This is a genomic window from Acinetobacter sp. EKM10A (assembly GCF_011075215.1).
In the GTDB taxonomy this organism is placed as follows: Bacteria; Pseudomonadota; Gammaproteobacteria; order Pseudomonadales; family Moraxellaceae; genus Acinetobacter; species Acinetobacter baumannii.
Genome location: NZ_JAALLK010000003.1, coordinates 369309 through 382442, shown reverse-complemented (window position 1 = coordinate 382442; position 13134 = coordinate 369309). Strand labels below are relative to the sequence as shown.

The window sequence follows — 13134 nt, the reverse complement described above, 5'->3', positions numbered from 1 at the left end:
ACTCCAGTAATCCGTGGTTCAGCTCTTGCAGCGCTTAACGGTGAAGCTGGTCCTTACGGTGAAGAATCAGTTCTTGCTCTTGTAGCAGCACTTGACTCTTACATCCCAGAGCCAGAGCGTGCAATCGACAAAGCATTCTTGATGCCAATCGAAGACGTATTCTCAATTTCTGGTCGTGGTACAGTAGTAACAGGCCGTGTTGAAGCTGGTATCATCAAAGTTGGTGAAGAAGTAGAGATCGTTGGTATTAAAGATACAGTTAAAACAACTGTAACTGGCGTAGAAATGTTCCGTAAACTTCTTGACGAAGGCCGTGCAGGTGAGAACTGTGGTATCTTACTTCGTGGTACTAAGCGTGAAGAAGTACAACGTGGTCAAGTACTTGCTAAACCAGGTACAATCAAGCCGCACACTAAATTCGACGCAGAAGTATACGTACTTTCTAAAGAAGAAGGTGGTCGTCACACTCCATTCTTAAATGGTTACCGTCCACAGTTCTACTTCCGTACAACTGACGTAACTGGTGCGATCCAGTTGAAAGAAGGCGTTGAGATGGTAATGCCAGGTGACAACGTTGAAATGTCAGTAGAATTAATCCACCCAATCGCAATGGACCCAGGTCTACGTTTTGCGATCCGTGAAGGTGGTCGTACTGTAGGTGCTGGTGTTGTTGCTAAAGTAACTGCATAAGCATAATATAGTGACGAATTACGTCTCAAGTTGAGAGCTTTGGCTCTCAACTTGCTTTATAGGTCAGTAGTTCAATTGGTAGAGCGTCGGTCTCCAAAACCGAATGTTGGGGGTTCGAGTCCCTCCTGACCTGCCATATTTTGAAATAAAAAGCTTGATGCTGGCTTAGTTGTTCATATAATAAGTCGCGAGTTCTACGACGAGTACAAAAATGTCGAATGATAAATCGCGTGACGCATTGAGCGACGCGCCAATTCCTCAAAGAAATAATTCTGCTGAAGTTGTTCGTTCTGGTTCGCCTTTAGATATCGTTCTATGGGTGATAGCAATTGCATTATTGCTCTCGGCTACCATGGTGAATCAGCATTTACCAGCGTATTGGGCCCCTGCAAATGATGTTTGGGTGCGCGTTGGGGTAATTTTTGCTTGTATCGTTGTGGCTTTAGGTTTATTATACGCCACCCATCAAGGTAAAGGCTTCGTTCGTTTGCTGAAAGATGCACGAGTCGAATTGCGTCGAGTAACTTGGCCAACAAAACAAGAAACAGTCACAACATCGTGGCAGGTTCTATTGGTTGTAGTTGTTGCATCATTAGTTTTATGGTGTTTTGACTATGGTTTGGGTTGGTTAATTAAGTTGATTATCGGGTAAAAGAGCTATGAAACGTTGGTACATTATTCATGCCTATTCTGGTTATGAAAAACAAGTGATGCGTTCACTTAAAGAACGAATCCAGCGTAGCGCTGTTGCCGATAGCTTTGGTGATGTCCTTGTTCCTACCGAAGAAGTGGTAGAAATGAAGGATGGTAAGAAGCGTAAATCTGAGCGTAAATTCTTTCCTGGCTATGTGTTAGTTGAAATGGAAATGAATGACGATACTTGGCACATTGTTAAAGAGTGTCCAAAAGTATTAGGTTTTATTGGTGGTACACCTGAAAAACCTGCGCCAATCACTCAACGTGAAGCAGATGCGATTCTTGCGCGTGTACGTAATACTGGTGAAGCCCCACGTCCTAAGACGATGTTTGAGCCAGGTGAAGAATTACTTGTTATTGACGGTCCATTCACAGACTTTAAAGGTGTGGTGGAAGAGGTTCAATACGATAAGTCACGTTTAACGTTGACGATTAACGTGTTTAATCGACCAACTCAGGTTGAACTCGAATTTCGCCAAGTCGAAAAAACGATTTAATCTTAATTGGTTGAAAAGCGCCCGATTTTATCGGGCATTGTTGTTGTAACAGTATTGTTACGTAGAAATTGGGGAGCCTAACGGCGTTTGTACCCAGAGGTATTTAAAATGGCTAAGAAGATTGACGGCTATATCAAGCTGCAAGTTCCAGCTGGTAAAGCAAATCCATCTCCACCGATTGGTCCTGCACTAGGTCAACGTGGTGTAAACATCATGGCATTCTGTAAAGAATTCAATGCTGCTACACAAAAAGTTGAACCAGGTCTTCCAATCCCTGTAGTGATTACTGTGTACAACGACAAGTCGTTCACATTCATCATGAAAACTCCTCCAGCTTCTATTCTTCTTAAGAAAGCTGCTGGTATCCAAAAGGGTTCATCTGTACCTAACAAAACTAAAGTTGGTAAGTTGACTCGTGCTCAATTAGAAGAAATCGCGACTACTAAAGAACCAGACTTAACTGGTGCTGACTTAGACGCGCGTGTTCGTACCATCGCTGGTTCTGCACGTTCTATGGGCTTGGAAGTGGAGCTATAAGACATGGCAAAGTTAACTAAACGTCAAAAAGCCATTGCTGCTGCTGTTGAAGCGAACAAAGTTTACACTTTGGAAGAAGCAGTACAGGTTCTTAACAGCTTGCCTGCTGCAAAGTTCAAAGAATCTTTAGACATCTCTGTAAACCTTGGCGTAGATCCACGTAAATCTGATCAGGTTGTTCGTGGTGCGACTACATTACCTGCAGGTACTGGTAAAACTGTACGTGTAGCTGTATTTGCTCAAGGCGCGCAAGCAGAAGCTGCGAAAGAAGCTGGTGCTGATGTTGTAGGTTTTGATGATCTTGCTGAAAGCATCCAAGGCGGAAACCTTGACTTTGATGTTGTAATCGCTGCTCCTGACGCTATGCGTGTTGTTGGTAAGCTCGGTACAATTCTTGGTCCACGTGGTTTAATGCCAAACCCTAAAGTTGGTACTGTAACTCCTGACGTTGCTGGCGCTGTTAAAAACGCTAAATCTGGTCAGGCGCGTTACCGTGTAGACAAAGCGGGTATTATTCACGCTGCGATTGGTCAAGTTGGCTTTGATGCTGCTGCAATCCGTCAAAACGTTGAAACTTTAGTTGCTGACTTGAAAAAGTTAAAACCTGCAACTTCTAAAGGTGTATACATCAAGAAGATCACTTTGAGCTCAACTATGGGTCCTGGTCTTACTGTTGATGTAAACAACGTTTCTAACTAAGTTTTAACTTGGTTAAGTAAAGAATTTTAAAGTCCTGATGAGGATTAAGCATAAAACAGAAAAGTTATTTCTGCTTTTGCTTCGGTAGAGTAAAGCTTTATCTATTACTTATCAGGCGGACTTTGAATTGATAAATGAGAATTTATCAGCGTCAAAGACCTCAGGCGAAAAGACGTTATTTTCGAATAGCGATTTTCTTAATAAACCAGCCTGCGTAGACGCGGTGGTGTGATTTGTTCCTCCTCCGCGTGTAAGTCGAAAGACTTACGAACTGGGAGTGTGCCCATTGGGTACATAAATCACCTTAGGAGGTTTTACAATGGCTCTTCTTATTGAAGACAAAAAACAGATCGTTGCAGAAGTAAGTGAAGTTGCTTCTAAAGCGTTTGCAGCCGTTGTTGCTGACTATCAAGGTTTAAGCGTAGAGCAATTAACAACACTTCGTGTTGAAGCTCGTAAGCTAGGTGTAACTACACGTATTGTACGTAACACTTTGGCTAAACGCGCATTTCAAGGTACTCAGTTTGATATCTTGAACGACAACCTTGTTGGTCCAACAATTCTAGGTTTTTCAACTTCTGAAGATGACATGGGTGCAGCTGCACGCTTGTTCGAAGAATTTGCTAAAACTAACAAAGCATTTGAATTAAAAGCTGCTGCATTTGACGGCAAAGTTTATCAAGGTGCTGATGTTAGCGTTATTGCTAATCTTCCGAACCAAGAGAAAGCGCTTACTATGCTTGCCTCTGTCCTTCAAGCTCCTATTTCGAAATTGGGTCGCCTCATTACAGCACTCAAAGAGAAAAACGAGTCAGAAGCTGCTTAATCAATTTTACACACCATTCAATATCCATTTGGAGTTATTCTCATGGCTTTAACTAACGAAGAAATCTTAAATGCAGTTGCTGAAAAAACTGTTCTTGAACTTGTTGAATTAATTTCTGCTTTCGAAGAGAAATTCAACGTATCTGCAGCTGCTGTAGCTGTTGCTGCTCCAGCTGGTGGCGCTGCTGCTGCTGCTGAAGAACAATCTGAATTCAACGTTGAGTTGACTTCTTTCGGTGCTAACAAAGTAGCTGTAATTAAAGCTGTTCGTGAAGCAACTGGTCTTGGTCTTAAAGAAGCTAAAGACTTAGTTGAAGGCGCTCCTCAAGTTCTTAAAGAAGGCGTTTCTAAAGAAGAAGGCGAAGAACTTAAGAAGAAACTTGAAGAAGCTGGTGCTACAGTTACACTTAAGTAATTGTAAAAGGAGTCGGTTTTTAAATCGGCTCCATAAAATGGCTGATGGCTCTTGGGTCATCAGCCTTTTTGCGTTACAATAATCGGCTCGATTTTTGTTAGTTTTGTTTGGTTTTTAGAGAAAGCCTAAATAAAATAAATAAATTCAAATGCTTACCAATATTTTTCATTTTTAAAAATATTGTTAAGCGTTTTTATACCACTAAAAATTGCAGCATTTGTAAACAGTGGTGGCCATATCGGCCTGCGTAATTCCTTCTGAGCCCGTTCTGCAGGCGGGCTTGGTTTACTTTCCGAGGACTCCAGATGGCATACTCATATACCGAAAAGAAACGGATCCGTAAGAATTTTGGTAAATTGCCCCAAGTAATGGATGCACCGTACTTATTATCGATTCAGGTCGATTCGTACAGAACATTCTTGCAAGATGGCAAATCACCAAAAAACCGCGAAGATATCGGTCTCCAAGCCGCATTTCGTTCAGTTTTTCCTATCGAAAGTTATTCTGGCAATGCTGCTTTAGAATTTGTTGAGTATAGCCTTGGTAAACCTGAGTTCGATGTACGCGAATGTATTCTTCGTGGCTCGACTTATGCGGCACCAATGCGCGTTAAAATTCGTTTGATTATTAAAGATCGCGAAACTAAATCAATTAAAGACGTACGCGAACAAGAAGTCTATATGGGTGAAATTCCACTCATGACTGAAAATGGTACCTTTGTTATCAACGGTACTGAGCGTGTAATCGTATCTCAATTACACCGTTCGCCAGGCGTATTCTTTGACCATGATAAAGGTAAGACCCACTCAAGTGGTAAAGTGTTGTATTCAGCACGTATCATTCCTTACCGTGGTTCATGGTTAGACTTCGAATTTGATGCAAAAGACTTAGTTTACGTACGTATCGACCGTCGTCGTAAATTACTTGCTACAGTTGTGTTACGTGCACTAGGTTATAACAATGAACAGATCTTGAATTTGTTCTATGAAAAAGTACCTGTGTATCTTGACATGGGTAGCTATCAAATTGACCTTGTACCTGAGCGTTTACGTGGTGAAATGGCTCAATTTGATATTACTGACAATGAAGGTAAAGTCATTGTTGAGCAAGGTAAACGTATTAATGCTCGTCACGTACGTCAAATGGAAGCTGCAGGTTTAACTAAGCTTTCAGTTCCTGATGAATACTTATATGAGCGTATCACTGCTGAAGATATTACTTTACGTGATGGTGAAGTAATTGCTGCAAATACTCTGTTAAGCCATGAAGTAATGGTGAAGTTGGCAGAAGGCGGTGTTAAGCAATTTAATATCTTGTTCACTAACGATATTGACCGTGGTTCATTCGTAGCTGATACATTACGTGCAGACTTGACGCGTGACCGTGAAGAAGCATTAGTAGAAATCTACAAAGTAATGCGTCCGGGCGAGCCACCAACAAAAGAAGCTGCTGAAAACTTATTCAATAACTTGTTCTTCTCTTCTGAACGCTATGACTTATCTCCAGTAGGTCGTATGAAGTTCAACCGTCGTTTAGGTCGTCCTTACGAAGTTGGTACTGATCAGAAGTCACGCGAAGTTGAAGGTATTTTATCGCACGAAGATATTATCGATGTATTACGTACATTGGTTGAAATCCGTAACGGTAAAGGTGAAGTCGACGATATCGACCACTTAGGTAACCGTCGTGTACGTTCTGTTGGTGAAATGACAGAGAACCAATTCCGTGTAGGTTTAGTTCGTGTTGAGCGTGCTGTTAAAGAGCGTTTAAGCCAAGCAGAAACAGATAACTTGTCTCCACAAGATTTGATTAATGCAAAACCAGTTGCTGCTGCAATCAAAGAATTCTTTGGTTCAAGCCAGTTATCTCAGTTTATGGACCAAAACAACCCATTATCTGAGATTACACATAAACGTCGTGTATCTGCGCTTGGTCCTGGTGGTTTAACACGTGAACGTGCAGGCTTCGAAGTACGTGACGTACACCAAACTCACTATGGTCGTGTTTGTCCAATTGAAACTCCTGAAGGTCCAAACATTGGTTTGATCAACTCGCTTTCTGTATACGCAAAAGCGAATGACTTCGGTTTCTTGGAAACTCCATACCGCAAAGTTGTAGATGGTCGTGTAACTGATGATGTTGAATATTTATCTGCAATTGAAGAAGTAGGTACTGTTATTGCACAGGCCGACTCTGCAGTAGATAAAGATGGCAACTTAACAGAAGAATTCGTTTCTGTTCGTCATCAAGGTGAATTCGTACGTATGCCGCCTGAAAAAGTAACGCATATGGACGTTTCTGCACAGCAGGTAGTATCTGTTGCTGCATCACTTATTCCATTCCTTGAACACGATGACGCAAACCGTGCGCTCATGGGTTCAAACATGCAACGTCAGGCAGTTCCTACTTTACGTGCGGATAAACCGCTTGTAGGTACAGGTATGGAAGCGAACGTTGCACGTGACTCTGGTGTGTGTGTAATCGCAAACCGTGGCGGTGTAATTGAATATGTAGATGCTTCTCGTATCGTTATTCGTGTAAACGAAGATGAAATGGTTGCAGGTGAGGCAGGTGTAGATATCTATAACCTCATCAAATATACACGTTCAAACCAAAATACTTGTATTAACCAAAATGTTATCGTGAACTTGGGCGACAAAGTTGCTCGTGGTGACATCTTGGCAGACGGTCCGTCAACAGACATGGGTGAACTTGCGCTTGGTCAAAACATGCGTGTAGCGTTCATGACATGGAATGGTTACAACTACGAAGACTCGATCTTGTTATCTGAGCGTGTACTTCAAGAAGACCGTTTAACATCTATTCACATTCAAGAATTGTCATGTGTAGCACGTGATACTAAGTTAGGTGCAGAAGAAATTACTGCCGATATTCCTAACGTAGGTGAAGCTGCGCTTTCTAAACTTGATGAATCAGGTATCGTTTATATCGGTGCTGAAGTTACTGCTGGCGACATCTTAGTTGGTAAAGTAACGCCTAAAGGTGAAACTCAGTTAACTCCTGAAGAAAAACTGCTTCGTGCAATTTTTGGTGAGAAAGCTGCTGACGTTAAAGACTCATCTTTACGTGTTCCATCTGGTACTAAAGGTACAGTTATTGACGTTCAAGTCTTCACTCGTGATGGCTTAGAGAAAGATGACCGTGCTTTAGCAATTGAAAAAGCACAGCTTGATTCTTATCGTAAAGACTTGAAAGAAGAATACAAGATCTTCGAAGAAGCGGCTCGTGAGCGTGTAATTCGTTTGCTTAAAGGCCAAGAGTCTAATGGCGGTGGTTCAACTAAACGTGGTGATAAACTTTCTGAAGATTTATTATCTGGTTTAGAGCTTGTTGACTTACTTGAAATTCAACCAGCAGATGAAGCAATCGCTGAGCGTTTAACTCAAATTCAAGTGTTCTTGAAAGAGAAGAGCGCAGAAATCGATGAGAAATTCGCTGAGAAGAAACGTAAGCTTGCAACAGGTGATGAATTAACAACTGGCGTATTAAAAGTTGTTAAGGTTTACTTAGCTGTTAAACGTCGTATTCAGCCTGGTGATAAGATGGCTGGTCGTCACGGTAACAAGGGTGTTGTATCTAACATCTTACCTGTTGAAGACATGCCACATGATGCTAACGGTGTGCCGGTAGATATCGTATTGAACCCGCTGGGTGTACCATCTCGTATGAACGTGGGTCAGATTCTAGAGACTCACTTGGGTATGGCGGCTAAAGGGCTTGGTGACAAAATCGAAAAAATGTTGAAAGAACAACGTACAGTTTTAGAACTGCGCGAATTCTTAGACAAGATTTATAACAAAGTCGGCGGTGAGCAAGAAGATCTTGATAGCTTGACTGATGAAGAAATTCTAGCGCTTGCAGGTAACTTGCGTGCGGGTGTGCCTTTAGCTACTCCTGTATTTGATGGTGCTGAAGAAAGTCAAATTAAAGACTTACTTGAATTGGCTGACATTTCACGTACGGGTCAAACAGTATTGTTTGACGGACGTACAGGTGAACAGTTTGACCGTCCAGTAACTGTTGGTTACATGTACATGCTTAAATTGAACCACTTGGTTGATGACAAGATGCATGCGCGTTCAACTGGTTCTTACTCACTTGTTACACAACAACCGCTTGGTGGTAAAGCACAATTCGGTGGTCAGCGTTTCGGTGAGATGGAAGTATGGGCACTTGAAGCATACGGTGCAGCATATACACTCCAAGAAATGCTTACAGTGAAGTCGGATGACGTTGAAGGCCGTACTCGCATCTATAAGAATATTGTAGATGGTAACCATTATATGGATCCGGGTATGCCTGAATCGTTCAACGTATTGACCAAAGAGATCCGTTCTTTAGGTATCAACATTGAACTAAAAAATGGTGACTAAGTCGTAAGACTCACGATTTTTTAGGTAAAAACAATATTTGTGACCCAGTCGGGTAAGCGAGGCTTCCCGACACACGGAGAAAAAAATTGAAAGACTTGCTCGATATCATGCGTAAGAAAACGGACTCAGATGGTCATGCGCCAGTTGAGTTCGACCGTATCCGTATTGGTCTTGCGTCACCAGAAATGATTAAGTCATGGTCTCATGGTGAAGTTAAAAAACCTGAGACAATCAACTATCGTACGTTCAAACCAGAACGTGATGGTTTGTTCTGTGCCAAAATCTTTGGTCCAGTAAAAGATTACGAATGCTTGTGTGGTAAATACAAGCGTATGAAATACAAAGGCGTCATTTGTGAAAAATGTGGCGTTGAAGTAACTACAGCAAAAGTTCGTCGTGAACGTATGGGTCACATTGAGCTTGCTTCTCCAGTTGCACATATCTGGTTCTTAAAATCGTTACCATCCCGTATCGGTTTATTACTTGATATGACCCTTCGTGATATCGAACGTGTATTGTATTTCGAATCATACGTTGTTACTGATCCTGGTATGACACCATTTGAAAAGTATCAACTTCTTAATGATGAAGAATACTTTACTGCTCTAGAAGAGCACGGCGACGAATTTGTTGCAAAAATGGGTGCAGAAGCAGTTCAAGACTTGTTGAAAGACATCGACCTTGAAGCTGAAATTTCACGTTTACGTGAAGAAATTCCTCAAACAACTTCTGAAACGAAGTTGAAAAAAGCGTCTAAACGCTTGAAATTGATGGAAGCATTCAAAGACTCAAACAACAAGCCAGAATGGATGGTAATGAACGTACTTCCGGTACTTCCACCAGATTTACGTCCATTAGTTCCACTTGAAGGTGGTCGTTTCGCGACTTCTGACTTGAATGATTTATATCGTCGTGTAATTAACCGTAACAACCGTTTGAAGCGTCTTCTTGACCTTGCAGCGCCGGACATCATCGTACGTAACGAAAAACGTATGTTACAAGAGTCTGTAGATGCGTTGCTTGATAACGGTCGTCGTGGTCGTGCAATTACTGGTTCTAACAAACGCCCATTAAAATCTTTGGCAGACATGATCAAAGGTAAACAAGGTCGTTTCCGTCAGAACTTGTTAGGTAAGCGTGTTGACTACTCTGGTCGTTCGGTAATTACTGTAGGTCCTACTTTACGTCTTCACCAATGTGGTCTTCCGAAGAAAATGGCACTTGAATTATTCAAGCCATTCATTTTCGCGAAATTACAAGCTTCAGGTCAGGCAACAACCATTAAAGCTGCGAAGAAAATGGTTGAGCGTGAGACTCCGGAAGTTTGGGACGTTCTTGCATCTGTAATTCGTCAACATCCAGTGATGTTGAACCGTGCGCCAACACTTCACCGTTTAGGTCTTCAAGCATTTGAACCTATTCTTATTGAAGGTAAGGCAATCCGTCTTCACCCACTCGTCTGTGCTGCGTTCAACGCCGACTTCGACGGTGACCAAATGGCGGTACACGTTCCATTGACACTTGAAGCACAGTTAGAAGCTCGTGCATTGATGATGTCAACAAACAACATCTTGTCACCAGCAAACGGTGAGCCAATCATCGTTCCTTCTCAGGACGTTGTCTTGGGTCTTTACTACATCACTCGTGATGCAGTAAACGCGAAAGGTGAAGGTATGGTGTTTGCGGATACTCACGAAGTAAACCGTGCACTTGCAACTGGTCAAGTTGCGATCCATGCTCGTGTTAAAGTACGTGTGCATCAAACGGTTATCAATGAAAATGGTGAGCGTGAACAGCAAACTATTATTGTTGATACAACACCAGGTCGTTGCTTACTTTGGGAAGTTGTTCCAGAAGGTTTAAGCTTTGACATGATCAACCTTGAGATGACTAAAAAGAACATCTCTAAGTTAATCAACTCTTGCTATCGTAAACTTGGTTTGAAAGATACCGTTATCTTCGCTGACCAATTAATGTACTTGGGCTTCCGTCAAGCGACTCGTTCAGGTGTATCTGTAGGTATGGAAGACATGTTAATTCCACCTACGAAACACACAATTATTGACAAAGCGGAAACAGAAGTTCGTGAAATCGAACAACAGTTCGAACAAGGTTTCGTAACTGCTGGTGAACGTTATAACAAAGTTGTCGATATTTGGGCGCGTACAAACGACCAAGTTGCTAAAGCAATGATGGATAACTTGTCTTATACACTTGTGAAAAACAAACAAGGTGAAGACGAGAAGCAAAAATCATTCAACAGTATCTATATGATGTCTGACTCTGGTGCCCGTGGTAGTGCGGCTCAGATTCGTCAGCTTGCAGGTATGCGTGGTTTGATGGCAAAACCGGATGGCTCGATTATTGAGACTCCAATTAAAGCGAACTTCCGTGAAGGTTTGACAGTACTCCAGTACTTCATTTCAACACACGGTGCGCGTAAAGGTTTGGCCGATACTGCATTGAAAACTGCGAACTCTGGTTACTTGACTCGTCGTCTTGTAGACGTAGCACAAGACTTAGTAATTACTGAGCCAGATTGTGGTACAAGTGGTGGTCTAGTGATGACTCCATTCATTCAGGGTGGTGATGTCATCGAGCCATTACGTGACCGCGTATTAGGTCGTGTAACTGCTGAAGATGTACGTCGTGCATCTGATGATGAAGTTGTATTACCTCGCGGTACGTTAATTGACGAGAAAATCGCAGCTCAGCTTGAAGAGGCTGGTGTCGATGAAGTTAAAGTACGTTCTGTAATCGCATGTGAATCAACATTCGGTGTATGTGCGAAATGTTATGGTCGTGACCTCGCTCGTGGTCACTTGGTAAACCCAGGTGAGTCAGTAGGTGTAATGGCTGCACAGTCAATCGGTGAACCAGGTACACAGTTAACAATGCGTACGTTCCACGTGGGTGGTGCTGCAAGCCGAACTTCTGCTGCAAACAGTGTTCAAGTACGTAACAAAGGTACTGTACGTTTCCATAACGTAAAAACTGTACAACATGCGAAAGGCCACTTGGTTTCAGTTTCACGTTCAGGTGAAATTGGTATTGCCGATGAGTTAGGTCGTGAGCGTGAACGCTACAAACTTCCTTACGGTGCGAGCATCTTGTTGAAAGATGGTGAGCTTGTTGAGGCTGGTGGTATCGTTGCGACATGGGATCCGCATACGCATCCATTAGTAACAGAAGTTGCTGGTAAAGCACGTTTCAGCCAAATTGCTGATGGTGTAACTGCAACATCTAAAACTGATGATGCAACTGGTATGACAACTGTTGAAATCTTGCCTGTAACAGCACGTCCTGCTTCTGGTAAAGATTTACGTCCAGCAATCGTATTAGATACAACTGATGGCGGTGAACAGTTCTACTTCTTACCACAAAATACAATTGTGACCGTTCGCGACGGCGAAACAATTGGTGTGGGTGACGTTATCGGTCGTGTACCACAAGAATCTTCACGTACTCGTGATATTACCGGTGGTCTTCCGCGTGTTGCTGACTTGTTCGAAGCACGTAAGCCGAAAGAACATGCGATCTTGGCAGAAGTGTCTGGTATCGTAAGCTTCGGTAAAGAGACCAAAGGTAAGAACCGTTTAGTGATTACTCCAGATGACGGTTCTGAAATTTACGAAGAGTTGATTCCAAAATGGCGTCAAATCAACGTGTTTGAAGGCGAACATGTGAACCGTGGTGAAACCATTTCTGATGGTCCACAAAATCCACATGACATCTTACGCTTGAAAGGTGAAGTTGCTTTAACTAACTACATCGTGAACGAAGTTCAAGACGTTTACCGTCTCCAAGGTGTAAAAATCAACGACAAGCACATTGAAGTTATCGTACGTCAAATGTTGCGTAAAGTTGATATCATCGATGGTGGTGATACAAGCTTCATTAAAGGCGAACAAGTGGATTACATCCGCGTTGTTCAAGAGAACCAAGCTGTCTTGGCTCAGAACAAGTTCCCTGCGAAGTTTGAACGTCAATTGATGGGTATTACGAAAGCATCGCTTTCTACTGACTCATTCATCTCTGCTGCATCGTTCCAGGAAACAACTCGTGTGTTAACTGAAGCGGCTGTAACAGGTAAAGAAGATGATTTACGTGGCTTGAAAGAAAACGTTGTAGTGGGTCGCTTGATTCCAGCTGGTACTGGTCTTGCATACCACTTAGAGCGTCGTCGTCAAGAAGCGGAAGCAGCAGAACATGCTCTTCACAATGACTTCAGCGAAGTAGACCAAGCATTTAGCCAAGCTTTAAACTCAGAACAATTCTAAGCTTAAACTTGCATTAAAAAGGCGCCTTAGGGCGCCTTTTTTGTGGAAAAAATAATCCATTTTTACAAAAAGTCTATTAAAGCACTTTTAATTTATTACTT

Annotated in this window: 9 protein-coding genes and 1 tRNA gene; all 10 read left to right on the top strand. The window is 42.3% G+C overall.

The genetic code is table 11. The annotated features are described in order from the left end of the window. Nucleotides 1–690: EF-Tu/IF-2/RF-3 family GTPase (locus tag G9371_RS06470; RefSeq protein WP_079280866.1), on the top strand; the 690-nt coding region annotated here is incomplete at its 5' end. Nucleotides 691–750: 60 nt separating this feature from the next. Beyond that, nucleotides 751–826 (top strand) — tRNA-Trp (locus tag G9371_RS06465). 75 nt (nucleotides 827–901) lie between these two features. After that, the gene (gene secE, locus G9371_RS06460; protein ID WP_000063880.1) at nucleotides 902–1342 is read left to right on the top strand and encodes a preprotein translocase subunit SecE; all 441 of its coding nucleotides are present in this window, start codon (nucleotides 902–904) and stop codon (nucleotides 1340–1342) included. Between the two features lie 7 nt (nucleotides 1343–1349). Next, entirely contained in the window at nucleotides 1350–1883 is a 534-nt protein-coding gene (gene nusG / locus G9371_RS06455) for a transcription termination/antitermination protein NusG (protein WP_000832994.1), read from the top strand. A gap of 108 nt (nucleotides 1884–1991) precedes the next feature. Continuing rightward, on the top strand, nucleotides 1992–2420 hold the full coding sequence (gene rplK, locus G9371_RS06450; RefSeq protein WP_001074682.1) for a 50S ribosomal protein L11: 429 nt from the start codon (nucleotides 1992–1994) through the stop codon (nucleotides 2418–2420). Between the two features lie 3 nt (nucleotides 2421–2423). Further along, on the top strand, nucleotides 2424–3119 hold the full coding sequence (gene rplA, locus G9371_RS06445; protein ID WP_001096694.1) for a 50S ribosomal protein L1: 696 nt from the start codon (nucleotides 2424–2426) through the stop codon (nucleotides 3117–3119). Between the two features lie 319 nt (nucleotides 3120–3438). Beyond that, entirely contained in the window at nucleotides 3439–3945 is a 507-nt protein-coding gene (gene rplJ, locus G9371_RS06440; protein ID WP_001196213.1) for a 50S ribosomal protein L10, read from the top strand. Nucleotides 3946–3987: 42 nt separating this feature from the next. Next, the gene (gene rplL, locus G9371_RS06435) at nucleotides 3988–4359 is read left to right on the top strand and encodes a 50S ribosomal protein L7/L12 (protein ID WP_001229360.1); all 372 of its coding nucleotides are present in this window, start codon (nucleotides 3988–3990) and stop codon (nucleotides 4357–4359) included. Nucleotides 4360–4664: 305 nt separating this feature from the next. Next, complete coding sequence (gene rpoB, locus G9371_RS06430) at nucleotides 4665–8753, top strand: DNA-directed RNA polymerase subunit beta (RefSeq protein WP_000331899.1); 4089 nt, start codon at nucleotides 4665–4667, stop codon at nucleotides 8751–8753. Between the two features lie 86 nt (nucleotides 8754–8839). Next, the gene (gene rpoC, locus G9371_RS06425) at nucleotides 8840–13033 is read left to right on the top strand and encodes a DNA-directed RNA polymerase subunit beta' (RefSeq protein ID WP_000653927.1); all 4194 of its coding nucleotides are present in this window, start codon (nucleotides 8840–8842) and stop codon (nucleotides 13031–13033) included. The last annotated feature ends 101 nt before the right edge of the window (nucleotides 13034–13134 follow it).